Here is a 24,648-nt window from a genome sequence, read left to right on the forward strand (position 1 = left end):
CGGCGCCTCAGTCGAGCAGGGCGTCCAGGCCGACGGTGAGGCCGGGCCGGCGGGGAACCTCGCGCACCGCCAGCAGCACGCCGGGCATGAACGAGGCCCGGTCGTACGAGTCGTGCCGGATGGTCAGCGTCTCGCCGGTGGTGCCGAACAGCACCTCCTGGTGGGCGACCAGGCCGGTGGCGCGGACCGCGTGCACGCGTACCCCGTCGATGTCGGCGCCCCGGGCGCCGGCCACCTCGTCGCGGGTGGCGTCCGGCGCGGGACCCAGCCCGGCCTCGGCGCGGGCCGCCGCGATCAGCCGGGCGGTGTGGGTGGCGGTGCCGCTGGGCGCGTCCAGCTTGCGCGGGTGGTGCTGCTCGACGATCTCGACGGACTCGAAGTGCCGGGCGGCGCGGGCCGCGAACTGCATCATCAGCACCGCGCCGATGCCGAAGTTGGGCGCGACCACCACGCCCACCCTGGGGCGGTCGGCCAGCCAGTCGCGCACCTGGTCCAGCCGCCGCTCGGTAAAGCCGGTGGTGCCCACCACGGCGTGGATGCCCCGCTCGACGCACCAGCGCAGGTTGTCCATGACGGCGTCGGGGGTGGTGAAGTCGACGACCACGCCGGCGCGGGCGTCGGCGACCTCGGTCAGGTCGTCGCCCTGGTCCACGGCCGCGGCCAGCTCCAGGTCGGCGGCGGCGTCGACCGCCTTGCAGACCTCCATGCCCATCCGGCCCCGGGCACCCAGCACGCCGACCCGGGCCGCCGCGGCCGGGCCCTTCTCCCGCACGTCAGTCACGGGGCACAACCTATCCCAATCGGGACGGGCCTCACCCGGCGGTCGGCCGGCTCAACGACCGACGGTGAACGCGCCGGACTCGAACGGGCCGACCACGGCCAGCGACATCGGCCGGGCGAGCAGCTCGGCGGCCAGGTCGTTCACGTCGGCGAGCGTCACCGCGTCCACCCGGGCCAGCAGCTCGTCGACGGGCATCAGGTTGCCGTAGAGCAGCTCACCCTTGGCCAGCCGGCTCATCCGCGACCCGGTGTCCTCCAGCCCCAGCACGAAGGAACCCTTGCTCATCCCCTTGCCCCGGGCCAGCTCGGCCTCGGTGATCCCCTCGGCCGCCACCCGGGCCAGCTCGGCGCGGGTCAGGTCCAGCACCTCGTCCACCTTGCCGGGCGCGCAGCCGGCGTAGACGGCGAACACGCCGCTGTCCGCGTACTGGCTGGCGTAGGAGTAGACCGAGTAGGCGAGCCCCCGCTGCTCCCGGATCTCCTGGAACAGCCGGCTGGACATGCCGCCGCCGAGCACGTTGTTGAGCACGCCCAACGCGAAGCGCCGGTCGTCGGTGCGGTCGATGGCCGGGCAGCCGAGCAGCACGTGCGCCTGCTCGGTCTCCTTCGGCTCGACCAGGGTGGTGGCCGGCTGCACGCGTACCGCCGGGGCGGTCGCCCGGTGCGGCGCCGGCGTGGCCGGGTCGGTGTCCAGCGGGGTGCCGCGCAGCGCCTGCCGGACCAGCTTGACCACGGCGGCGTGGTCGAGGTTGCCGGCGGCGGCGATGACGATCTGCGGCGCGGTGTACCGGCTGCGGTAGAAGCCCTGGATCTGCCGCCGGGTCATCGGCGTGACCGTCTCCTCGGTGCCGGAGATCAGCCGGCCCAGCGGGTGGTCGCCGTAGATCGCGCGGGCGAAGAGGTCGTGCACCTCGTCACCGGGCTCGTCGTCGTGCATGGCGATCTCTTCGAGGATGACGCCGCGCTCGGTCTCCACGTCGGCGGCGGCCAGCACCGAGTCGGCGACCGCGTCGCACATCACGTCGATGGCCAGCGGCAGGTCCTCGTCCAGCACCCGCGCGTAGTAGCAGGTGTATTCCTTCGTGGTGAACGCGTTGGTCTCGCCGCCCACCGCCTCGATCTCGGACGAGATCTCCAGCGCGCTGCGCTTCCTGGTGCCCTTGAAGAGCAGGTGCTCCAGGAAGTGCGCGGCGCCGGCCTGCGGCCCGGTCTCGTCCCGGGAGCCGACCGCCACCCAGATGCCGAACGAGACGCTGCGCATCGCCGGGATCGCCTCGGTGAGCACCCGCAGGCCGCTGGGCAGCACGGTGCGGCGGACGGTGCCGCCGAGCGGGTCGTCGCTGAGGGTGCGGGTGACCGCCCGTGCCGGGGAGGACGAACTCACGACAGACCTGCTCTCCGTGCCACGAAGGGTGGGTGGGACGAACGACGGCTCCAGCCCGCCGCGCGACCTGGAGCCGTGGGCCGGCCCGGGCGACGCGTACGTCACCCGGGCCGGTCGGTGATCAGCTGTGCCGGGTGCGGCGACGCGGCCGGTCGCCGCCCTCGCCACCCTCCGAGCGGCGCTCGCCGCCACGGTCGCCACCACGGTCACCGCCGCGGTCACCGCGCGGGCCACGGTCGCCGCCGCGGTCCCGGCCGGCCGGACGCTCGCCACCGGCGGCCTCACCGGCGGCCGGCGCCTCGGCGCCCTCCGGACGGATCTTGTCCAGGTAGATCTTGCCGCGGGCGTCGATGTCCGCGATCTCGACCTCGACCTTGTCGCCGACGTTGAGGAAGTCCTCGACCTTCTCGACCCGCTTGCCGTCGCCCACCTTGGAGATGTGCAGCAGGCCGTCGCGGCCCGGCAGCAGCGAGATGAAGGCGCCGAACGCGGCGGTCTTCACCACCGTGCCGAGGAACCGCTCGCCCACCTTCGGCAGGGTCGGGTTGGCGATGCCGTTGATCCGGTCCACCGCGGCCTGGGCCGACGGGCCGTTGGTCGCGCCGACGTAGATGGTGCCGTCGTCCTCGATGGAGATCTCGGCGCCGGTCTCGTCCTGGATGGCGTTGATGGTCTGGCCCTTCGGGCCGATCACCATGCCGATCTTGTCGACCGGGATCTTGACGGTGGTGACCCGCGGCGCGTAGTCCGACATCTCGGCCGGCGCCTCGATGGCCCGCTGCATCACGTCGAGGATGGTCTGCCGGGCCTCGTGCGCCTGCTGGAGCGCGGCGGCCAGCACGTCCGACGGGATGCCGTCGAGCTTGGTGTCGAGCTGCAGCGCGGTGACGAAGTCACGGGTGCCGGCGACCTTGAAGTCCATGTCGCCGAACGCGTCCTCGGCGCCGAGGATGTCGGTCAGCGTCACGTACTGGGTCTTGCCGTCGACCTCGTCCGAGATGAGGCCCATGGCGATGCCGGCGACCGGCGCCTTCAACGGCACACCGGCCGAGAGCAGGCCCAGCGTCGAGGCGCAGACCGAGCCCATCGAGGTGGAGCCGTTGGAGCCGAGCGCCTCGGAGACCTGCCGGATGGCGTACGGGAACTCCTCGCGCGACGGCAGCACCGGGATCAGCGCCCGCTCGGCCAGCGCGCCGTGACCGATCTCGCGACGCTTCGGCGAGCCGACCCGGCCGGTCTCACCGGTCGAGTACGGCGGGAAGTTGTAGTTGTGCATGTAGCGCTTGCGGTTCTCCGGGGACAGCGTGTCCACCATCTGCTCCATGCGCAGCATGTTCAGCGTGGTGACGCCCAGGATCTGGGTCTCGCCGCGCTCGAACAGCGCCGAGCCGTGCACCCGCGGCAGCACGCCGACCTCGGCGCTCAGCGGACGGATGTCACGCGGGCCGCGGCCGTCGATGCGGACCTGCTCGCGCAGCACCCGGTTGCGGACCTCGGACTTGGTCAGCGAGCGGAACGCGGCGGACAGCTCCTTCTCGCGACCCTCGAACCGACCGGTCAGCTCCTCGGCGACCTTGGCCTTGATCCGGTCCAGGGCCTCCTCGCGGTCGGCCTTGCCGGCGATCTTGAGCGCCTCGGTGACGTCGGCGCGGGCCACGTCGGCCACCGCGTCGTACACGTCGTCCTGGTAGTCCAGGAACACCGGGAACTCGCTGACCGGCTTGGCGGCCACCTCGGCCAGCTCGCTCTGCGCCCGGCACAGCTCACGGATGGCCGGCTTGGCGGCCTCCAGGCCGCTGGCCACGATCTCCTCGGTCGGCGCGGTGGCGCCGTCCGAGATCAGGGCCACCGCGTTCGGGGTGGCCTCGGCCTCGACCATCATGATCGCGACCTCGCCGTCGGCGAGGGTGCGACCGGCCACGACCATGTCGAAGGTGGCGCGGGCCAGCTCCTCCAGGGTCGGGAAGGCGACCCACTGGCCGTCCACGTGCGCGACCCGGGTCGCCCCGATCGGGCCGGAGAACGGCAGGCCGGAGAGCTTGGTCGACATCGAGGCGGCGTTGATGGCCACCACGTCGTACGGGTGCTGCGGGTCGAGCGCCAGCACGGTCTCGACGACCTGGACCTCGTTGCGCAGGCCCTTGACGAACGACGGGCGCAGCGGCCGGTCGATCAGCCGGCAGGTGAGGATGGCGTCCTCGCTGGGCCGGCCCTCGCGGCGGAAGAACGAGCCGGGGATCCGGCCCGCGGCGTACATCCGCTCCTCGACGTCGACGGTCAGCGGGAAGAAGTCGAACGACTCGCGCGGCTGCTTGCCGGCGGTGGTGGCGGAGAGGACGACCGTCTCGCCGAGCTGGGCGACGACGGAGCCGGCGGCCTGCCGGGCCAGCCGGCCGGTGGAGAAGGTGATCTCACGGGTGCCGAAGGACCCGTTGTCGATCACGGCGGTGCGGGATTCGGTGCCGAGGTTGGTCTCGGTCATGTGCTGTGGTGCTCCTTCGCGTCGTCGGCCGACGACACGGGAACTGCTCAGGCGGCCGGTCTTCGATCGAAGCGCCCGGGTGGGCCGGCATCTGCCGGGATTCCCGGGGGCCACTACCGGAGACCGGTGCTGACCGGCTCCCTCTCGGGTCGTCGCGCGGCCGGGGTTGGTTCTGGTGGTACCGGAACGGGGGAGCGGCCGAGTGGCCACTCCCCCGTCAGGTCATCGGCGCAGGCCGAGCCGCTCGATGAGCGACCGGTAGCGGTTGATGTCCTTCTTCTGGACGTAGTTGAGCAGCCGACGGCGCCGGCCGACCAGCAGCAGCAGCCCACGGCGGCTGTGGTGGTCGTGCTTGTGCACCTTCAGGTGCTCGGTCAGCTCCGCGATCCGCTTGGTCAGGACCGCGACCTGCACCTCCGGCGAACCGGTGTCGCCCTCGGCGGTCGCGTACTCCTGGCGGATCTTGGCCTTGGCTTCCTGGTCGAGCGCCATGTTCTCCCTGTTTCGTGGGTGGTTCGATGAGGTTCGTCGGAGCGGTCGTGGTGACCGGTGCGACGGACCGGTTCCTCGCACCCGCGGCGTCGTGCAGGCACGCGAGGCCCCCGTCGGTCAGCCGACGTCCCCGTCAGCCTACCAGCCCCGGCCCGGCATGCGGTCAGGACACCACCCGGCGGGTGCGCTCCACGTCCTCGGCGATCTGGGCGACCAGCGGTTCGATCGCGTCGTACGTCCGTTGCTCGCGCAGGTGCGCCACGAAGTCCAGGGCCAGCCGCTCGCCGTACAGGTCGCCGCTGAAGTCCAGCGCGTACGCCTCCACCCGGCGCTCCCGGCCGGAGAACGTCGGGTTGGTGCCGATGGAGACCGCCGCCGCGAGCGGCTCGCCGCCACGGCGCACCAGCCGGGCCGCGTACACCCCGTCGGCGGGCACCGCCGCGTACCGGTGGGTCAGCAGGTTGGCGGTGGGGTAACCCAGCTCACGTCCGCGCTGGTCGCCGCGGACCACCACGCCCTCGACCCGGTGCGGCCGGCCCAGCGCGGCCGCCGCCGCCCGCACGTCGCCCGCGTCGACGCAGGACCGGATGTACGTGGAGGAGAAGACCGTGCCCGCCTCGGCGACCAGCGGCGCGCCCTCCACGCCGAAGCCGAACGTGCGGCCCAGCCGCTCCAGCAGGGCCACGTCGCCGGCCGCCCGGTGCCCGAACCGGAAGTTGTCGCCGACCACCACCAGCGCGGCGTGCAGGTGCTCGACCAGGATGTCGTGCACGAACGCCTCGGCCGGCAGCCGGGAGAACTCGGCGGTGAACGGCACCACGCAGAGCACGTCCGCGCCGAGCGCCTCGATCAACTCGGCCTTGCGGGCCGGTTCGGTGAGCACCGCCGGGTGCGAGCCGGGGCGCACCACCTCGGCCGGGTGCGGGTCGAACGTCACCACCACCGACTTGACGCCCAGTTCCCGGGCGCGCGCCACAGCGTGACCGATGGTGGCCTGGTGCCCCTGGTGCACCCCGTCGAAGACCCCGATGGTGACCACCGAACGCCCCCAGCCGCCGGGCGCCGCCTCGTACCCCCGCCACCGCTGCATGCCGCTCCCCTCCCGTGTCCGCCCGCGCGCCGTCAGGCCGGGGCCAGGACGATCTCCGCGCGGGCCCGCCCGTCCCGCTCGCTGACGATAGCGATCAAGCCGCCCGCGGGACCGAAGACCGCGTACGGGCCGGTGATGCCGGCCGGGTCCAGCGGCCCGCCGTGCGACAGCGTCCGCGCCTCCGCCTCGGAGGCGTCCCGGCGCAGGAAGAACCGCTCGGCGGCGGCGTCCAGCGGTAGGTTCACCACCTCCGGCGCGCGCTCCTCCAACTGCGCCAGGGTGGCCGCCTCGGCCAGGCCGAAGCCACCGACCGCGGTGCGCCGCAGCGCGGTGAGGTGGCCGCCGACCCCGAGCGCCAGGCCTGCGTCCCGGGCCAGGGCCCGGATGTACGTCCCGGACGAGCAGGTCACGTCCACGTCCACGTCCACCACGTCGGGGACGTCCCGGCGGATCTCCCGCACGTCGAGTCGGGACACGGTGACCCGGCGGGCCGGCAGCTCGACCGCCTCCCCGTCGCGGACCCGCTTGTACGCCCGCTCTCCGTTGATCTTGATGGCGCTGACCGCGCTGGGCACCTGGTCGATCTCACCGGTCAGCGGGGCCAGCGCGGCGCGTACCGCGTCGTCGGTGACCGCGCCGGCCGGCGTGCTCGCGATCACGTCGCCCTCGGCGTCGTCGGTGACCGTGGCCTGACCCAGCCGGATCGTGGCGGTGTAGCTCTTGCCGGCGCCGATCACGTAGGTGAGCAGCCGGGTGGCCCGCCCGACGCCGATCACCAGGACGCCGGTGGCCATCGGGTCCAGCGTGCCGCCGTGGCCCACCCGACGGGTCCGGGCCAGCCGGCGGATGCGGGCCACCACGTCGTGCGACGTCATGCCGCCGGGCTTGTCGACCACGATCAGACCGTCTGCGCTCACGACCGCCAAGCCTGCCAGACGCCGCTGATCGGCCCTGCGGGGGATACCGCCCCGGTCGGCGGGGTGTCAAGATCATGCGCCCCTCGCCCCGCCCGCCCGGGAAGTCTGATGACCGATCACCGCCCCACCCCGAACCGCGTCCCGCCGGCCACCCGTCCGACGAGTCGCTCGGCCCGGTCCCCGAGTGGCTCCGGCAGCCCGCCCCGGACGTCCAGCCCGGCCGCGCCGACCGCTGGCGGATCGCGCTGGGACGGCACTCGGGCAGGCTGCTCGGCGGCGGCGTCGCGGTGCTGCTGCTGGCCTGCTCCGGGGTGGTCGCCACGGTCGGCTACCAGGGCTACCAGCGGTGGCGGGCGGCCCCGGTGGCGTACCCGACGATCAGCCCGCCGAGCGGCGAGCAGGCCGTCACCTCGGCGTCGCCGCCACCGGCCACCGGGCCGTTCGACGGCACCCCGGCCGCCGGCTTCCCGGAGGGCGCCGCCGGGATCGCGCTGCCACCGGCGAAGCGGACCGGCCCGTTCACCGCCCGGCAGGTCACCGACGCGCTCGCCAAGGTACGCAAGGCCGTGGTGACCGCGCGGCTGGACCGGGCGTTCTTCACCGCGAAGGACCCCGAGCGGCTGGTCCGCCAGTTCGCGCCCGACGCCCGCGCCGACGTCCGGGACGACTTCCCCTCCGGCGAGGCGGGCAGCTACGCCACCCGGCTGGCGCCCGGCGCGCGGCTCACCGCCGACCCACCCCGGGTCCGGGGCCGGCTCAGCTACCGGGCCACCAAGGACCGCGACGGCATCCGGATCCTGGCGGTCACCGCCAACTTCGTCTGGGCGTACGCCTTCCCGACCGCGAGCACGACGCCGGGAGACGGTGTCGTGGTGGTGCACGACACGGTGGTGTGGAGCGTGCCGCACCCCGGTGACGTCCGTCCCGGCTCGGTCGGACTCTGGATCGAGAAGTCCGACTCGTACGCCTCCAACATCGACTGCGCGGCCTGGGACAAGGGCCTGCTCGCCCTCGGCAGGCCCTCGTTCGGCGGTCCCGCCGACCCGGACCCCGACGCGGTCTTCGACCCGGACAAGACCCTCGACCTGCCGGACACGTGCTGACCCCGCGCCCGTCCACCTCCCCGATCGACAGGAAGCCACGGTTCCGTCATGACGTCTGAGCGCCCCACCGCCGACCACGCCGGGCCGGACGGGTACCCCGACTGGCTGCACCGGCTGGAGCGGGAGATCCGGCCCGGCCCCGTCGTACGGCTGCGCATCTGGTGCCGGCGCCGGGCCCGCCGGCTGCTGGCCGCCACCGGGGTCCTGCTCCTGCTGGCCGGCCTGCTGGGCGCGGGCGGGTACGGGTACCGGCAGTTCCGCCGCCCGGCCGCCGCGACGCCCCCGGCCGGCGGGGCGACGTCCCCGGCGGCCGGGACGTCGACCGCGCCGACGCCGGCGCCGGGCGTCTTCGCCGGGACCCCGGCGGCGGACTGGCCGGCGGGGCCGGCCGGGATCGCCTGGCCCACGGCCGGGCCGACGGAGGGCTTCACCACCGCCGAGGTGTCGGCCGGGCTGGCCCGGGTCCGCGCCGCGATGCTGACCGCCCGCCTGGACCGGGCGTTCATGACCGGTGACAGCCCGACCCCGTTGCTGCGCCACTTCGCCCCGGCCGCCCGGGAGCTGGTGCGCAAGGACTGGTCCACCGCCACCATCGACACGTACGCGACCCGGCTGGCCCCGGACGCCCGGCTCGCCACGGACCGGCCCCGGGCGAAGGGCACCGTCACCTGGCGGGGGGTCCGGGACGAGGTCGGCGCCCGGGCGCTGGAGGTGACCAGCAACGTCGTCTGGGTCTACGGCTTCCGGGACCTCGACTCGCGCACCGGCCACTCCGTCGTCGTGCTGCACGACGAGGTCGTCTGGCGCCTGCCGCGCGCCGGCGACGTGCGGCGCTCGGACCGGGGCCTGTGGCTGCACCGGATGTCGAGCTACGCGTGGGGGGTGGACTGCGACGCCATCCGGCACGGGCTGATCCGCCCCGGCCGGGCGGACCCGGACGCCCCGCGGTCGCCGGAGGACCCCGACAAGCTCTACGACCCGGCGCACCCCATCCGCCTGCCGGTCTCGTGCTGAGCCCGGCCGCCGCCGGGACCGGACGTGGTCCCGGCGGCGGTCAGCGGACCGCGCCGACCACCACCCAGGCGCCCGAGCGCAGCCGCAGCAGCAACGCGACCAGCCGCAGCACCACGAACAGCGTCAACCCGGCCCAGATCCCGCCCAGCCCGAGGTCGAGGCCGTAGGCCAGCCAGATCGCCGGCAGGAACCCGCCGAACGCGGCCACGATGGTGAGGTTGCGCAGGTAGCGCACGTCCCCGGCGCCGATCAGCACGCCGTCGAGGGCGAACACCACGCCGCCGATCGGCTGGAGCGCCACCAGCCACGGCCAGGCCACCATGGCCTGGTCGCGTACCGACGGATCGGAGCTGAACCACGACGGCACCAGTCCGGCGCCGGCGGCGATCAGCACCGCGAACGCCACGCCGCACAGCCCGCCGAGCAGCGCGACGCGGCGGGCGAGGAACCGCGCGCCGGCCGCGTCACCACCGCCGAGGGCGGCGCCGACCAGCGCCTGCGCGGCGATCGCGAGGGCGTCCAGCACCAGCGCGGTGAAGAACCAGAGTTGTACGGCGATCTGGTGCGCCCCGACCGCGGCGGCGCCGAAGCGGGCCGCCACCGCGGTCGCGGACAGGAAGCTGGCCTGGAACGCGATGCCGCGCACCAGCAGGTCCCGGCCGAGCACCAACTGCTGCCCGATCACCCGGGGCCGGGGCCGCAGCGCGACCCGCTCGCGCACCAGCGCGGCGGCGAAGAGCGCACCGGAGAGGGTCTGCGCGACCGCGTTCGCCACCGCGGAGCCGACCAGGCCGAGCCCGGCCGGGTAGACGAGCAGCGGGCAGAGCACCGCGGAGAGCAGGTTGGGGACGAGCACGAACAGCAGCGGCCGGCGGGTGTCCTGGATCCCCCGCAGCCAGCCGTTGCCGGCGGCGGCGAGCAGCAGGCCGGGCGCGCCGAGCGCCGCGATCCGCAGCCACCCGGCGGCGGCGTCGGCCACCTCGCCGGGACCACCGGCGAGGGTACGCGCCAGCGCGCCCCCGCCGACACCGATCGCGACCGCCGCCAGCAGGCCGGTGGTCAGCGCGAGCCAGGACGCCTGGACGCCCTCGGCCACCGCGGCGGCCCGGTCGCCGGCGCCGAAGCGGCGGGCCGAGCGACCCGTGGTGCCGTACGCGACGACCGTGCCGATCCACGCGGTCAGCGTCATGACCGTGCCGCCGATGGCGAGCGCGGCGAGCGGCACCCGGCCCAGGTGGCCGACCACCGCGGTGTCGACGAGCACGTAGAGCGGCTCCGCGGCCAGCACCACCAGGGCGGGCAGCGCGAGCGCGGCGATCCGCCGGGGCGACACGGCGGTGGCGGGTGCGACGGTGCTGCTCATCGCCGCTGATCCTGGCACGCCCCTGGTAAGGCCTGCAACCCCTTAGGAGTGCTTACCCACCTCGGCCCGGAGGCGCGCCACGTCGCGCCGGCCGCGCACCCGGCGCACCGGCACGTCCGGCGCGTACGCGGCGACGGCCGCCAGCACCCGGGGACGGGAGTGGCCCGGGTAGCGCCAGACGTAGCGCAGCAGGTCGAGGTCGATGCGCTCCGGGCAGCCGGGCGGAAGATCCGGCCGGGGCTCGACGCGGTACGCCCAGCGGCGGCGCAGCACCCGGACCAGGCACCGCAGCCGGTGCGGGTCGCAGAGCACCAGCAGGTCGGCACGGGGCAGCCGGAGATCGAGGGTGCCGGCGTAGTTGCCGTCCATCACCCAGGCCGGGCGCGCGGCCAACTCGGCCACCCGGGCGCGGAACTCGTCGCCGGCCGGCGCGGTCCAGCCGGGCCGCCAGTAGTGGCGGTCGAGGTGGATCAGCGGAAGATCGAGTCGCCGGGCGAGTTCACCGGCGAGGGTGCTCTTGCCGGCTCCGGAGCTGCCGACGACCAGGATGCGGCGCACGGGCCGACGGTAGCGCCGTCGCGCCTCGACACGGCGGCCCGACGCACGGCGGTGGCCCGAGGCACAGCGGTGGCCCGAGGCACAGCGGTGGCCCGAGGCACAGCGGTGGCCCGAGGCACAGCGGTGGCACCGGCTCCGGCCTGGCGGAGACCGCCTCCGGCCTGGTGGAAGCCCGCCCCGGCTCGTGGAGCCTGCTCCGGCCCGGCGGAATGCCCGCCCCGGCCCGTGGGAGCCTGCTCCGGCCCGGCGGAATGGCCACCCCGGCCCGTGGAAGCCTGCTCCGGCCCGGCGGAATGGCCGCCCCGGTTCGTGGGAGCCTGCTCCGGCCCGGTGGAGCCGAGGCCGTCCGGGTGACGGGCGATCCCGGTCCGGTGGGAGCCAGCTCCGGCGACCGGTGCGGCGGTGACGCGGGCGGCGGGGCCGGTCATGCTGCTGCGGCGGCCCCGGCCGGCGTCACCGCCGGACGGCCTGCGTCACTGACGGGTGTCCATCGAGGTCTGCAGCGCGCGACGCATCTGCTCGCGCGCCTCGTCGGTGGTGGTCTCGGTCTGCGGCTTGCGCTTGCTCGACATGACTGTGTCCTTCCAGGGTGCGGACCACCGCGCACGGCAGCCCTGCGGGCGCCCGACGCCCCGTGGTCCGGCGACGCGACGGCAGTCGCGCCGCGACCGGAGTCGTCGGCCTGCTGCGCGCCCGGCAGCGGTCCGGGATCACCGGAGCGGCTCGCCTGGCAGCGTGAGCCCGGGTCGGTCTGACCCTGGAGGGAGGCGGCGCCGGGTGCGGCACCACCGCCCGTGACCAGCGCCGCGAAGCGCCGATCCCTCACCCAAATTAACGTTCACTTTCCAGATACTGCGCACAGTTCCCGCGATGCGGACAGGCCAACCTCTTTCCGGGTGGCTTCTCAACGGGCGAGAAAGTGCCAGCCGAGCCACCACCAGAACCCGAAGAGACCGATCCGGCCCACCGGCACCGGACCGACCTCGTACCGCATGACGAAGGCACAGACGTCGGCCAGCGACGGGATCCGCGAACCCTCCCGGCGTGCGGCCCACTCGACGGCGGCGAACAGCAGCAACGCGGTCAGGAACCCGCCGATGGCCAGCGCGCGCATCATCGGCGCACCAGTCCCCAGAACGCGGCCAGCCAGGCGAACCAGCCCGCCGAGCGGGCGAGGTGATCCTCGAGCAGCGGATCGGCCAACCGGGAGAAGGTGGGAAAGTCGTCGCCCACGGACAGCACGAAGGTCGCACCCTCGAAGACTCCGAAGACGGTGACCGGCAGCAGCCACCACAGTGCGGCCGACGGCAGCCGGCGCGGCGCCGGACGTCGGGGCACCCGGTTGCTGAGGCCGACCCAGATCAGCCCTCCACCGGTGCCGAGGATGTAGAGGTTCGCCGCGGTCGAGAACGACGGCAGTTGACCACCGACCAGGGAGAGGCAGATCAGCACCGGTACGGAGACGACCGGCCGGTCCCAGACCCGGGGCGCCTCGACGGTGAGCTCGGGGGGATGATCCATCACCCGATTGTCCCCAGCGTGACGTAACGCGGGAAGACCGGCACGCCTCGTGATTGCCGCGAAACGCCGAAGGCCGGCACCCCGTGGTGCGGGGTACCGGCCTTCGCGTGTGTGCTTACTTGGTCCAGTGCTGGGCGACGAGGTCGGTGGCCTGCTTCTCCCACTGCGCGTAGGCGTCCGGGTAGGCGGAGACCTGCACGGTCTGCGCGGCGTCGGTCAGGGGCATGTCCTGCCAGCCGTCGACCTGCTTGAGGCCCTTGAGGAAGGCGAGGGTGGAGTGCTCGGGGTCGGTGATCTGCTCCGGCGTGCCCCAACCACTGGAGGGGCGCTGCTGGAACAGGCCCAGCGAGTCATGGTCGTTGCGGTCGCCGAGGTGGCCCAGGTTCTCCAGCTTCGACTCCTGCAAGCTTGTCGCGATCGAGATGACCGCGGCCCGCTCGGGCAGGCCGGCCTTCTTCGTCGCGGCGATGATCGCCTTCACGTTGGCGGTCTGCTCACCGTTGAGCGCGATGGTCGACTGCTCACCCTGCACGGCGGCCGTCACCGGCTTGGCGGCGGCATGCGCGGTGTCGGCGTGCGCGGCGATCGGGCCGGCGAACACGCCACCGGTGAAGGCCAGACCAGCAATACCCAGGATGCTCTTACGCAGGATCGTGTTCATCAGGGGCTCCATTCGGGGGTCAACACACCCCAGGGGGCGGGGGCGCGGGCACCGTCAGGCGCTCAGAAAGATCAGGGGGATCCGGCGTGGGCGCGGAGCGCGGGGCTCGTCGCGGGGGCCGGGAGTGTGTGTAACGACCGGCCGGCCACCACCATTCCCGGGGACCCTCACCATCGTGGGGCGAAGGCTGCGGGTCAGTCGGCTAGCCCGATAGATACGGGCCGGCTGACCCCGGGGATCCGGGCGGGCGGCGCGGGGACGCTCACCTGGCTCGGGTCGTTCGCCCGGTTGCCCGGCTCGGGGCATTCACCCGGCTGCCCGGCTTGGGGCATTCACCCGGTCGCTTGACTCGGGGCGTTACCCGGTCGCTTGGCTCGGGGTCGTTCACCCGGTCGCCTGGCTCGGGGTCGTTCACCCGGTCGCCTGGCTCGGTCGTTCACCGGGTTACAACGCCCCGCGCCCCGCCCCGATTCCGCCACCAGAGTGCCACCCACCACCACCGAACCGGACACCGCGCCCACCCGACACATCCGGTCAGATCCCACCGGAGTGCCACCCGCCCCACCCGCACAACCCGACGCGCGAGGGAACACCACGGGCGCATCCCGGCCCGCCAGACACCCACGACGTTCCACCCACCAACCCACCCGAAGCGTCACTGGAACACCATGGGTGCCTCAGCCTCCCGTTGACACCCATGACGTTCCACTCACCGGCCCACCGGAGCGTCACTGGAACACCATGGGTGCCTCAGGCCATCGCAGACCCCCATGGCCTCCCACCCCGGGCCACTGGAACACCAGGGATGTATCAGGCCCCCGCAGACAGCCATGACGTTCCACCCACCACCCCACCGGAGGCTCACTGGAACACCAGGGATGTCCCAAGCTCTCGCAGACCGCCACGGCGTCCCACCCTCGCGGCCCCCGAGCGCCACCGAAACACCATGCGCGCCTCCACGCCCCGCATGCCCGCTCGGGCAGCCTTCGTCGATCTTGCAGTTTCGGCCCTTCGAAAGGTGCACAAAGCCGACATATGACGGGCCGAAAGTGCAAGATCGACGCGGCGGAAGGGGCAGGGCGGGAGGGCGGGGCGGGAGGGGCGGGGCGGGGCGGGGAGGGAGGGCGGGCGGGGAGGGAGGGGTTAGGGGTGGGGGTAGGACGGCGGGGGTAGGGCGGCGCGGATGGTGGCTATGACCTCGTCGAGGGGGCCGTGACCGGTGAAGCCGGCGGCGAAGCGGTGACCGCCGCCGCCGAGGCCCACCGCCACCCGGCTCACGTCGACCGCGCCCTTGCTGCGCAGGGACACCGCCCACTCGGCCTCGCCGGACTGCTTGACCACGCAACTCACGTCCGCCTCGGCGGTGCAGCGGACGGGGTCGATCAGCGCCTCCAGCACGTACGCCGGTTGACCGTGGCGGGCCAGGTCGTCGCGGGTCGCGTACGCCCAGACCAGGCCGTGCCCGGCGGCGGCCTCCGGTTCGAGCGTGGCCCGGCCGAGCACCTCGCCGAAGAGGCGGACGGCGCCGAACGGGCGGGTGTCGAAGACCCGCCGGGAGATGTCTCCGGGCCGGATGCCGGTGGCCAGCAGGCGCGCGGCCATCTCGTGCACGGCCGGGGTGGTCGCCTCGAAGCGGAACGAGCCGGTGTCGGTGGTCAGCGCCACGTAGAGGCCGGTCGCCATCGGGGCGTCCAGCGTCACCCCGAGCCGGTCCAGCAGCCCCAGCGCCACCACGGAGGTGGCCGCGGCGTGCGGGTCCACCAGGTTGACGCGGCCGAAACCGGTGTTCGAGGCGTGGTGGTCGAGCACCAGCGACGTGCCCGCCGTGGCCAGCCGGCCGGCCAGGTCACCCAGCCGGGACTCGCTCGCCGCGTCGAAGCAGATCATCAGGTCCGGCGCCGGGTACGCGTCGTCCTGCGGCACCAGCAGCTCGACGCCGGGCAGCCAGCGGAACGGCTCGGGCGCGCCGGCCGGGCCGGGAAAGGTGGCCTGGAGGTGGCGTACGCCGAGTCGGCGCAGGCCCAACGCGAAGCCGAGCATGCTCCCGAGCGCGTCCCCGTCCGGGTTCACGTGGCAGACGAGCAGCACCCGCGCGTCGGCGCGGAGCACGCGTACCGCCTCGACGGCGGCCGCCCAGTCGGCGTCGGTGGGCCCACCGACCGGCTCGCCGTCACGCCCGATCGCGGCCGGCGCGCCACCCGCCACGGCGGCCGGCACGCCTGACCCGGCGGCCTCGGTCACCGACGGTCGCCGCCGCGCGGCTCGTCGTCGGCCGACGACTCGCCCTCGACCGGCTCGCCGTCCTCGTCCTCCTCCACCCGGTACGGCTGGGCGTCGCCCGCGTACGCGGCGCCGGCGGCCAGCCGCTGCACCTCGGCGTCGGCGGAGCGGGCCGCGGTGAGCAGGTCGTCGATGTGCTTGACCTGGTTCTGCACGTCGTCGAGGACGAAGGTCAGCGTCGGCGAGTGGCGCAGCCCGAGCGCCTTGCCGACCGTGCTGCGCAGCATGCCCTTGGCGCTCTCCAGCGCGGCGGCGGTGCTGGCCTGGGCCGCCGCGTCGCCGAGCACCGTGTAGAAGACGGTGGCGTCGCGCAGGTCGGCGGTGATCCGGGCGTCGGTGATCGTGATCATACCGAGCCGGGGGTCCTTGATCTGGCTCCGCACCACCGACGCGACGAGTTCACGGACGCGCTCCGCGTGCCGGCGTACCTTGGCCGGATCCGACATGTCCCCCACCTCCACGTTCACTGTTCCGACGACCCCGGCGCGCCAGGCGCCGCCGGGCCCGAGCGCCCAACGTCGGAGAACATTACCCGCGCCCCGCCGGGCCTCGCGCGGCACGGCCGGGCCGGCCGCGCGACGCGCCGACGGGGTCAGTCGTCCGCGCCGTGCAGGCGGCGACGCACCGACAGCAGCTCGGTCTCCGGGCGGGCGGCCACCATCCGCTCGCAGGAGTCGAGCACCTCACGGACGTGGGCCGGTTCGGCGGCCACCACGGCCACCCCGATCTCGGCCCGCCCGTGCAGGTCGAGCGCGCCGACCTCGGCGGCCGAGACCTCGAACTTGCGCAGCGCGGCGACGATCGGCCGGACGTAGGACCGCTTGGCCTTCAGGGAGCGGGAGTCGCCCGGGAGCAACAGGTCGAACAACGCGGTTCCGGTATACACGGCGAGCAACGGTACGCGCGGACGCCACCCACGGCATCCGATTACGGTACGACCGCGACCAGCACGTCCCGCTCGATGGCCTGGTCGACGCGGTGGGCGAGGTCCCGCCAGCCCGGCCCGTCGAGCACCCGCAGGCCGGCGTCGGTGAGCACCGCCTCCGCCTCCGCGCGCGGCGCCACGTGCGTGTTCCAGGACATCCCCAGCGCGCCGCCGGGGCGCAGCAGCTCACGCCACACGGGTACGGCGGCGGTGAGCAGTTCCAGCGGGCTGCGGGACAGTCCCTGGCCGGTGCGGCTGCCGTGCGCCACCCCGTACGGCGCGTCGGTGACGATGACGTCGGCGCAGCGGGGACGGAGCACCTCGCGGGCCCGGGTGGTGTCGGTGTTCAGCACGACGACCCGCTGGGTGGCGCCGGCCCGGTGCGCGTCCCTCGACGGCGAGAGCACCGCCTCGAAGCGTCGGGCGACCAGCTTGCGGTCCCGGCGCACCGACGTGGTCTCCGCGGTGTGCTTGAGCCGCTTGCGGCGCAGCCAGGTCCGCAGGAACGCGGCGTACGCCTCCACGTCCTGGCTGTCGCGTTCGACGCCGATGCCGTCGTGGCCGTACATGAGCGCCTGGTTGAGCGTGGTGCCCCGGCCGCAGAGCGGGTCCAGCACCACGAGCCGGCCGTCCAGCATCCGCGGCGCGGCGGCGGAGGCGAGCAGCGTGACGTTGAGCAGCAGCCGGGTGAACTGCTCGTTGGTCTTGCCGGCGTACTTGGGGATGGTGATCAGGTCCGAGTCGTAGTGCGCCAGCGGGTGCAGCGGCACCGGCCGGAGCAGGTCGTCGCCGACCCGCTCGAAGAGCGCGTACGCCGCCGACAGGTTCGCCAGGTGGGCCAGGTCCCGGGCGCCGAGGCCGGGTTCCGGCGCGGTGAAGGTCAGGTAGTCCACCCCGCCGATCCGGGTGACCTCGGCGTCGGCCGGCGTCACGTCGAGCACGCCCGAGCCGGCGAACACGGTCAGTTCGGCGCGGGCCAGCCGGGCGGCCGCGTCGGCGTAGACGCGGTTGGCGGAGGGGGCGAGGAGCAGTGCGTACCCGATCACGCCGGAAATTGTCGCAGCCTGCGGAAACGGCGACGGCCGGGACCCGAGGGTCCCGGCCGTCGACCGTCGTGCACACCGATCAGGCGCGCGGCTTCTCCCGCATCTCGAAGGTCTCGATGATGTCGCCGACCTGGACGTTGTTGTAACCGCCAAGCGTCAGACCACACTCGAAGCCTTCGCGGACCTCGGTCGCGTCGTCCTTGAATCGCTTCAGGGAGCTGATCGTGAGGTTGTCCGCCACGACCGCGCCGTCCCGCAGCAGCCGCGCCTTGGCGTTGCGGCGGATGAGGCCGGACCGGACGATACAGCCGGAGATGTTGCCGATCTTGGACGAGCGGAAGACGTCGCGGATCTCCGCGGTGCCCAGCTCGACCTCCTCGTACTCCGGCTTGAGCAGACCCTTGAGCGCGGCGTCGATCTCCTCGATGGCCTGGTAGATGACCGTGTAGTACCGGATCTCCACGCCCTCGCGGTCGGCGATCTCGCGGACCTTGTTGGCGGCCCGCACGTTGAAGCCGATGATCGTGACCGCCTCGTTCGAGGCGCTCGCGAGCATGACGTCGCTCTCGGTGATCGCACCCACGCCCCGGTGGATGATCCGAAGCTGGACCTCCTCCGGGATGTCGAGGTTGAACAGCGCGTCCTCGAGCGCCTCCACGGAACCGGAGCCGTCGCCCTTGAGCACCAGGTTGAGCGAGGTCTTCTCGCCCTCCTTGAGCTGCTCCATGAGCGTCTCGAGAGTGGCCCGGCCACGGGAGTTGGCGAACGACGCCGCCCGCCTCCGCGCCTGCCGCTGCTCGGCGATCTGCCGCACGGTGCGGTCGTCCTCGGCGGCCAGGAAGGTGTCACCCGCACCCGGCACCGTGGTCAGACCCAGCACCATGACCGGACGCGCCGGCCCGGCCTCGTCGACCGGAGTGCCGTTCTCGTCCAGCATGGCCCGGACCCGGCCGTGCGCCCCACCGGCGACGATGGAGTCACCCGCCCGCAGCGTGCCCTTCTGCACGAGTACGGTCGCCACCGCGCCACGGCCCTTGTCCAGGTGCGCCTCGATGGCCACACCCTGCGCCGGCCCGTCGATCGGAGCGGTCAGCTCCAGCGACGCGTCGGCGGTCAGCAGGACCGCCTCCAGCAGCTCGTCGATGCCGATGCCCGGCTTCGCGGCCACGTTGACGAACATGGTGTCGCCGCCGTACTCCTCGGCGACCAGGCCGTACTCGGTCAGCTGCTGGCGGACCTTGTCCGGGTTCGCCTCCGGCTTGTCGACCTTGTTGACCGCGACCACGATCGGCACGTCCGCCGCCTTGGCGTGGTTGAGCGCCTCGATGGTCTGCGGCATCACGCCGTCGTCGGCCGCCACCACCAGGATCACGATGTCCGTCACCTGGGCACCACGGGCACGCATGGCGGTGAACGCCTCGTGACCCGGGGTGTCGATGAAGGTCACCGCGCGGTCCTCGCCCTCGTGCGGGACGTGGACCTGGTAGGCGCCGATGTGCTGGGTGATGCCACCCGCCTCGCCGGCCACGACGTTCGCCTTGCGGATCGCGTCGAGCAGCTTGGTCTTACCGTGGTCGACGTGACCCATGACGGTCACCACCGGCGCACGGCTGACCAGGCGGTCCGCCGCGACCTCGGCGTCGAGGTCGATGTTGAACTGCGCGAGCAGCTCGCGGTCCTCGTCCTCCGGGCTGACGATCTGCACGTCGAAGCCGAGGTGCTCACCCAGCAGCAGCAGGGTCTCGTCGGAGCACGACTGGGTCGCCGTCACCATCTCGCCCAGGTTGAACATCTCCTGGACCAGCGAACCCGGGTTGGCGTTGATCTTGTCGGCGAAGTCCGACAGCGAGGCGCCACGGGACAACCGGACGACCTGACCCTGACCGCGGGGAGCACCCGAGGACATGGTCGGGGCCGACAGGTTGTCGAACTCCTGTCTGCGCTGCTTCTTGGACTTGCGACCACGGGTCGGCCGGCCGCCCGGACGCCCGAAGGCACCCGCGGCGCCGCCGCCACGACCGCGACCGCCGCCACCGGGACGGCCACCGCCGCCACCCGGACGGAAACCGCCGCCGGGAGCGCCGCCACCGCCGCCGCCACCGGGACCGCCACGGAAGCCACCGCCACCGCCGCCGCCACCGGGGCCACCGCGGTAGCCACCGCCACCGCCGCCGCCACCGGGACCGCCGCGGTAGCCACCGCCACCGCCACCACCGGGGCGACCCGCGCCGCCACCGGGACCGCCACGACCGCCGCCGGGACCGCCGGGGCGGCCCGTGGTCGGACGCTGGCTCGGCATCGACGCCGGGCTCGGCCGCGGCGGCATGGACGCCGGGCTGGGCCGCGGCGGCATGCCGGCCGGGCTGGGACGGGGACCGCCCGCGCCGGCCGCCGGGGGCCGCTGCTGCTGGCCACCCTGGATGCCGAACGGGTTGTTACCGGCGCCGCGCGCCGGCGGACGACCGCCGGGACGGGCACCCGGACCCTGACCCGGACCACCGGGACGGGCGGCCGGGGAGCCCGGACGCGCCGGCATGGCGTTCGGGCCGGGACGCGGGCCGGGACGGGGACCGCCCTCGGCCGGAGGCTCCCGGCGCGGGGCCTCGCGCTGCTGCTGGCGGGCGGCCTGGGCGGCCTTGACCGCGGCCTCCTGCTCAGCCTTCAGCGCGGCGGCACGCGCTTCGGCGGCCGCCACTTCGATGTCGTGCGCGCTCGCCGGCTTGGCGACCGGGGTCGCCGGCTGCGGCGGGCCGGGGACCGGGCCCTTGGGCTTCGGTCCAGGGGTCGGCGCGGCCGGACGCCGGGGCGGCATCGGTCGGGCCGAGACCCGGGGGCACCCGGGGTCGGGGTGGGCGTCGGGGTCGATGCCGGGCCGCTGGGCGCGGCTGCCGGCGGGGCGGCGGGCGCCGGCGAACCGGCGGACGCCACGAACGCGTTCCGCAACCGTCGGGCGACTGGCGCCTCGACGGTGCTGGAGGCGGACTTCACGAACTCGCCCATCTCCTTGAGCTTGGCGAGAACGGTCTTGCTTTCGACCCCGAGCTCCTTGGCAAGCTCGTGTACGCGGGCCTTTCCTGCCACTGCACTCCTCACTCCGAGGTCGTGCGGGCAGCACCCGCAGCGACCTCACTCGTGCACTTGAAGCCTGGTCATTTCTGCGACTTCATCGTGTGCTCATGTCGGTCGTCCTACCTTGCTAGCGACCCTCGACCGGTCGGGTTGACCGGTCGTCGGGGGTTGCGCGTCGACGTGCTCGGCAAGTGCGCCGTGGTCAGGGACCCCGGCGACGCGCAGCGCCCGCCCGAAGGCTCGGCGCCGCACCGCCTGCGCGAAGCAGGCCGGATTGGGGTGCATGTTCGCTCCCCGACCCGGCAGTCTGCGGGCCGGATCGGGCCGGAGACTGGTCTGACCAGCCTCGTCACCGATCGCGACGACCCGCAACAACTCGCTGGCCGGCGCCCGTTTCCGGCAGCCCACACAGGTGCGCTCCGGCAGCGCGCGTCGTACCACTGAAGAAGTCTACCCCTAGGTGCTCGAGATCGCGCCGCCCGGCTCCGGGACGTGATCGGCTCCGCTCCGCCCGCCGGGGCCGGACTGCTCCGCGTCGGACCGGATGTCGATGCGCCAACCGGTCAGCCGGGCCGCGAGGCGGGCGTTCTGCCCCTCCCGACCGATCGCGAGCGAGAGCTGGAAGTCCGGGACGGTGACCCGGGCGGCACGGCTGGCCAGGTCGACCACCTCGACCCGCAGCGCCTTGGCCGGCGAGAGCGCGTTGCCGACGAAGGTGGCCGGGTCGTCCGACCAGTCGATGATGTCGATCTTCTCGCCGTGCAGCTCGCTCATCACCGCGCGCACCCGCTGCCCCATCGGGCCGATGCAGGCGCCCTTGGCGTTGACGCCGGAGGCGGTGGAGCGTACGGCGATCTTCGTGCGGTGACCTGCCTCACGGGCGATGGCGCCGATCTCCACCGTGCCGTCGGCGATCTCCGGCACCTCCAGCGCGAAGAGCTTCTTCACCAGCGCGGGGTGCGAACGGGACAGCGTGATCTGCGGGCCGCGCATCCCCTTGGCCACGTGCACGACCACGCAGCGGATCCGCTCGCCGTGCTCGTACCGCTCGCCGGGGACCTGCTCGGACTGGGGCAGCACGCCCTCCAGCTTGCCCAGGTCGACGCTGACGATGCCCTTTTCCCGGCGGGTCTCGTGGGCCTGCACCACGCCGGTGACCAGGTCCCCGTCGCGACCGACGTACTCGCCGAAGTGCACCTCGTCGGTGGCCTCCCGCAGCCGCTGGAGGATCACCTGCTTGGCGGTCATCGCGGCGATCCGGCCGAAGTCGTGCGGGGTGTCGTCCCACTCCCGGGTCACCGAGCCGTCGTCGTCCAGCTCCTGGGCGTACACCGAGGCGGCGCCGCTCTTGCGGTCGATCTCCACCCGGGCGTGCGGCTCGGCGCCGTCGGTGTGCCGGTAGGCGGTCAGCAGCGCGGTCTCGATCGCCGCGAGGATCGTGTCGAACGGGATCTCCCGCTCGCGCTCCAGGGCGCGCAGCGCCGCGAGGTCGATGTTCACCTCTCCTCGTCCTCCAGATCTTCTTCGTCGTCGTCGATGTCGGTGTCGTCACCGAGGTCGGAGTCGGCCAGGTCGTCCAGGCGGTTGAACTCCACCTGGACCCGGCCGGGCCCGAGTTCGGGGTAGGGGTGCGCGGCCGTACCGGTGTCGGTCTCCAGCGTCACGCGCTCGTCGTCGGCGGCGGTGATCCGGCCGGTGAGCTGCCGGTCCCCGGCGTCGCCACGCACGGTGACCTTGACCAGCCGGCCGACGTTGCGTCGCCAGTGCCGGGGCAGGCTGAGCGGACGGTCCACGCCGGGCGAGCTGACCTCGAGCTGGTATTCGCCGGCGACGATGTCGCCGCCGGCCTCCTCGGCGGCGTCCAGCGCCGCGGAGACCGCCCGGGAGACGTCGGCGACCGCGTCCAGGCTGATCCCGCCGTCGGCGTCCACCATCACCCGGACGACGTGCCGGCGGCCGGCGCGGGAGACGGAGACGTCCTCCAGGTCGTAGCCGGCGGCGGTGACCACCGGCTCGATCACCTCGCGCAGCCGGGTCCGGCGGGCGGCGAGATCGCCACGGGGTGCGCCACTGCGGTCCGCGCCGCGGGGGCCGTCGGACCGACGGGGTCGCCCGGCGGGCCCCGACGGCCGGGTGGCACGGCCACGCTGCGTCATTCCGCGCACCTCTCTGCTGTTGCCACGGTCCGTGGGAGCCGTGCTGTCCGGGCCGACAGCGGGCGGTCGAACCGCCATGCCGGCACGCCACCGGGGCGTTCGCGCCCGGTGGCTGCGCAGAGCGTAACGCCTGGGCCCGGCGGCGGGCCCGGCGGCGCACCGACGACCCTGCCCCACGGGGCGGCGGAGATGGTGTTGACTTGTCCGGTGGGGACCGGCAGAACACCATCCGACCAGGGCAGAGCGGGGCATTCCCGGCGTGGCCTGCTGCGCGCCGGAGCGCTCGTGGCACTCGGCGGCGCGGCGGTGCCGCTGACTGGTTGTGATCTTCTCGACCGTGACGACGAGCCGTCGCCGCCGGACACGCTGGAGCCGTTGGTGACCGAGGCGCTGGCGCTGGAGGCACGGCACCGGGCCGCGGCCGGCGCGACGCCGGCGTTGGCCGGGCGGCTCACCCCGATCGCCGACGCGCACCGGGCGCACGCTGACGAGCTGCGCCGGGTGATCGGCCGGCCGGCGCCGTCCGGCACGCCGTCGGCGACCCCGTCGGACCCGCCCGCCACCGACCCCGACGCCGTGCTCGCCGGATTGCGCAAGGCCGAGCAGCAGGGCCGGACGAACGCCGCCAAGGCCTGCGCGGGCGCGCCCGCCGAGCGGGCGGCGCTGCTCGGTTCGATCGCCGCGGCCCGGGCCACCCACGCCGAGGCGCTCTCGTGAGCCCGAGCAGCGACCCGACGAAGGCCATGTCCGACGCGCTCGCCGCCGAGTACGCGGCGGTCTGGGCGTACGGGGTGATCGGTGTGCACCTCGGCGACGCGGCCCGCTCGGCCGCCCGCGCCGCCGAGGCGGCCCACCGGTCCCGCCGCGACGCGCTGGTGCTCCAGCTCGCCGAGGGGTCCGGACAGGTCCCCGCCGACCGGGCCGGTTACGCGCTGCCCTATCCGGTGACCGACCGGGCGAGCGCGCTGCGGCTGGCGGTCGAGATCGAGGAGCGCACCGCCGGCCACTGGCGGGCCGCGTTGCCGCACACCGACGGCGTCGACCGGAACACCGCGCTCGCCGCGCTCACCGACTGCGCGCTGCGGGCCACCCGCTGGCGGCGTACGGCCGGGGTGACGCCGGTCACCGTGCCGTTCCCGGGCCGGCCGGTCTGAGCGCGGCGGCGGTCACGCAGGGCAGGCCTGCGGTTGCGGCCCGCATACCAGGTATGCATACTCCAGGCCATGTCCATCCGCCACGGCCTGCTCGCCCTTCTCGAACGCGGCCAGATGTACGGCTACCAGCTACGAGCCGCGTTCGAGGAGTCGACCGGGTCGACGTGGCCGCTCAACATCGGGCAGGTGTACACCACGCTGGCCCGGCTGGAACGCGACGGCCTGGTCCGCCCGCTGCCGGAGAACGAGAGCGGGCAGCGGCCGTACGAGATCACCGACGCCGGGCGGGCGGACCTGGCGCTCTGGTTCGCCACCCCGATCAGCCGCGCCGACCGGCCCCGCGACGAGCTGTCGATCAAGTTGGCGCTGGCGCTGACCACCCCCGGCGTGGACGTCCGGTCGGTGGTGCAGACCCAGCGCAGCGCCACCATGCGTGCCCTCCAGGAGTTCACCCGGTTGAAGTACGCCAGCGACAAGCCGGAGGATCTGCCCTGGCGGCTGGTGCTGGACGCGATGATCTTCCAGGCCGAGGCCGAGGTGCGCTGGCTGGACCACTGCGAGACCAGCCTGGTCCGCCACCGGCCGGCGCCGCACCGGCCCACCACCCACCCCGAGGCGGTGGACCGGGCCGGTGACGAGGCCCGTCGGTGACA

The 24,648-nt window shown here is 74.0% G+C and carries 23 protein-coding genes and 1 pseudogene; 5 read left to right on the forward strand and 19 right to left on the reverse strand.

The window, feature by feature from the left end:
• Positions 1-7: 7 nt before the first annotated feature.
• From dapB to truB, 6 genes are all read right to left on the reverse strand, one after another.
• Positions 8-781 (reverse strand): 4-hydroxy-tetrahydrodipicolinate reductase, encoded by a 774-nt coding sequence (gene dapB / locus H1D33_RS16710; protein WP_414685421.1) that lies wholly within the window; start codon positions 779-781, stop codon positions 8-10.
• Between the two features lie 51 nt (positions 782-832).
• Positions 833-2,164: a M16 family metallopeptidase gene (locus H1D33_RS16715; protein ID WP_181572251.1), complete on the reverse strand. Its 1,332-nt coding sequence runs from the start codon at positions 2,162-2,164 to the stop codon at positions 833-835.
• Between the two features lie 121 nt (positions 2,165-2,285).
• Entirely contained in the window at positions 2,286-4,646 is a 2,361-nt protein-coding gene (locus tag H1D33_RS16720) for a polyribonucleotide nucleotidyltransferase (protein ID WP_181572250.1), read from the reverse strand.
• 222 nt (positions 4,647-4,868) lie between these two features.
• Positions 4,869-5,138, reverse strand: coding sequence for a 30S ribosomal protein S15 (gene rpsO / locus H1D33_RS16725; protein ID WP_013284678.1), 270 nt, complete (start codon positions 5,136-5,138; stop codon positions 4,869-4,871).
• Positions 5,139-5,301: 163 nt separating this feature from the next.
• Complete coding sequence (locus tag H1D33_RS16730; RefSeq protein WP_181572249.1) at positions 5,302-6,228, reverse strand: bifunctional riboflavin kinase/FAD synthetase; 927 nt, start codon at positions 6,226-6,228, stop codon at positions 5,302-5,304.
• Between the two features lie 32 nt (positions 6,229-6,260).
• Positions 6,261-7,145 carry a tRNA pseudouridine(55) synthase TruB gene (truB, locus tag H1D33_RS16735; RefSeq protein ID WP_181572248.1) on the reverse strand — a complete coding sequence of 295 codons (885 nt, stop codon included), beginning with the start codon at positions 7,143-7,145 and terminating at the stop codon, positions 6,261-6,263.
• A gap of 74 nt (positions 7,146-7,219) precedes the next feature.
• On the opposite strand from truB, the gene H1D33_RS16740 reads away from it, so the two are divergent.
• Both H1D33_RS16740 and H1D33_RS16745 read left to right on the forward strand, forming a co-directional pair.
• Positions 7,220-8,248, forward strand: coding sequence for a hypothetical protein (locus tag H1D33_RS16740; protein WP_307755203.1), 1,029 nt, complete (start codon positions 7,220-7,222; stop codon positions 8,246-8,248).
• A gap of 48 nt (positions 8,249-8,296) precedes the next feature.
• On the forward strand, positions 8,297-9,262 hold the full coding sequence (locus H1D33_RS16745) for a hypothetical protein (protein ID WP_181572246.1): 966 nt from the start codon (positions 8,297-8,299) through the stop codon (positions 9,260-9,262).
• A gap of 40 nt (positions 9,263-9,302) precedes the next feature.
• Here H1D33_RS16745 and H1D33_RS16750 read toward each other — a convergent pair whose 3' ends face one another.
• The 13 genes and pseudogenes from H1D33_RS16750 to rimP all read right to left on the reverse strand — a co-directional run bounded on the left by H1D33_RS16750 (position 9,303) and on the right by rimP (position 22,841).
• Positions 9,303-10,625: an MATE family efflux transporter gene (locus tag H1D33_RS16750; RefSeq protein WP_181572245.1), complete on the reverse strand. Its 1,323-nt coding sequence runs from the start codon at positions 10,623-10,625 to the stop codon at positions 9,303-9,305.
• A 42-nt stretch (positions 10,626-10,667) separates the two neighbouring features.
• Positions 10,668-11,183 (reverse strand): P-loop NTPase family protein, encoded by a 516-nt coding sequence (locus tag H1D33_RS16755; RefSeq protein WP_181572244.1) that lies wholly within the window; start codon positions 11,181-11,183, stop codon positions 10,668-10,670.
• 904 nt (positions 11,184-12,087) lie between these two features.
• A complete protein-coding gene (locus tag H1D33_RS16760) occupies positions 12,088-12,297 on the reverse strand; it encodes a DUF6186 family protein (protein ID WP_181572704.1) in 210 nt (69 codons plus the stop codon).
• Positions 12,297-12,704 (reverse strand): hypothetical protein, encoded by a 408-nt coding sequence (locus tag H1D33_RS16765; RefSeq protein ID WP_181572243.1) that lies wholly within the window; start codon positions 12,702-12,704, stop codon positions 12,297-12,299. Before H1D33_RS16765 ends, H1D33_RS16760 begins: the two co-directional genes overlap by 1 nt.
• A 115-nt stretch (positions 12,705-12,819) precedes the next feature.
• The gene (locus H1D33_RS16770; protein ID WP_181572242.1) at positions 12,820-13,365 is read right to left on the reverse strand and encodes a hypothetical protein; all 546 of its coding nucleotides are present in this window, start codon (positions 13,363-13,365) and stop codon (positions 12,820-12,822) included.
• A gap of 1,143 nt (positions 13,366-14,508) precedes the next feature.
• Entirely contained in the window at positions 14,509-15,546 is a 1,038-nt protein-coding gene (locus H1D33_RS16775; protein WP_181572703.1) for a DHH family phosphoesterase, read from the reverse strand.
• Between the two features lie 56 nt (positions 15,547-15,602).
• Positions 15,603-16,091 (reverse strand): 30S ribosome-binding factor RbfA, encoded by a 489-nt coding sequence (gene rbfA / locus H1D33_RS16780; RefSeq protein ID WP_181572241.1) that lies wholly within the window; start codon positions 16,089-16,091, stop codon positions 15,603-15,605.
• A 146-nt stretch (positions 16,092-16,237) separates the two neighbouring features.
• The gene (locus H1D33_RS16785; protein WP_089157120.1) at positions 16,238-16,531 is read right to left on the reverse strand and encodes a DUF503 domain-containing protein; all 294 of its coding nucleotides are present in this window, start codon (positions 16,529-16,531) and stop codon (positions 16,238-16,240) included.
• 41 nt (positions 16,532-16,572) lie between these two features.
• On the reverse strand, positions 16,573-17,616 hold the full coding sequence (locus tag H1D33_RS16790; protein WP_181572240.1) for a TRM11 family SAM-dependent methyltransferase: 1,044 nt from the start codon (positions 17,614-17,616) through the stop codon (positions 16,573-16,575).
• Between the two features lie 79 nt (positions 17,617-17,695).
• Positions 17,696-20,697 (reverse strand): annotated as a pseudogene (gene infB / locus H1D33_RS16795) (translation initiation factor IF-2).
• A gap of 93 nt (positions 20,698-20,790) precedes the next feature.
• Positions 20,791-21,126 (reverse strand): YlxR family protein, encoded by a 336-nt coding sequence (locus tag H1D33_RS16800; protein WP_181572238.1) that lies wholly within the window; start codon positions 21,124-21,126, stop codon positions 20,791-20,793.
• A gap of 15 nt (positions 21,127-21,141) precedes the next feature.
• Entirely contained in the window at positions 21,142-22,185 is a 1,044-nt protein-coding gene (gene nusA / locus H1D33_RS16805; RefSeq protein ID WP_181572237.1) for a transcription termination factor NusA, read from the reverse strand.
• Complete coding sequence (rimP, locus tag H1D33_RS16810; protein WP_181572236.1) at positions 22,182-22,841, reverse strand: ribosome maturation factor RimP; 660 nt, start codon at positions 22,839-22,841, stop codon at positions 22,182-22,184. Before rimP ends, nusA begins: the two co-directional genes overlap by 4 nt.
• Before the next feature lie 264 nt (positions 22,842-23,105).
• On the opposite strand from rimP, the gene H1D33_RS16815 reads away from it, so the two are divergent.
• The 3 genes from H1D33_RS16815 (at position 23,106) to H1D33_RS16825 (ending at position 24,646) form a co-directional block, all read left to right on the forward strand.
• Positions 23,106-23,558, forward strand: a complete 453-nt coding sequence (locus H1D33_RS16815; RefSeq protein ID WP_181572702.1) for a hypothetical protein — start codon at positions 23,106-23,108, stop codon at positions 23,556-23,558.
• Positions 23,559-23,584: 26 nt separating this feature from the next.
• Complete coding sequence (locus H1D33_RS16820; protein WP_181572701.1) at positions 23,585-23,995, forward strand: ferritin-like domain-containing protein; 411 nt, start codon at positions 23,585-23,587, stop codon at positions 23,993-23,995.
• Positions 23,996-24,064: 69 nt separating this feature from the next.
• Positions 24,065-24,646: a PadR family transcriptional regulator gene (locus tag H1D33_RS16825; protein ID WP_181572235.1), complete on the forward strand. Its 582-nt coding sequence runs from the start codon at positions 24,065-24,067 to the stop codon at positions 24,644-24,646.
• Positions 24,647-24,648: the final 2 nt, after the last annotated feature.

This window comes from Micromonospora ferruginea (assembly GCF_013694245.2).
In the GTDB taxonomy this organism is placed as follows: Bacteria; Actinomycetota; Actinomycetes; order Mycobacteriales; family Micromonosporaceae; genus Micromonospora; species Micromonospora robiginosa.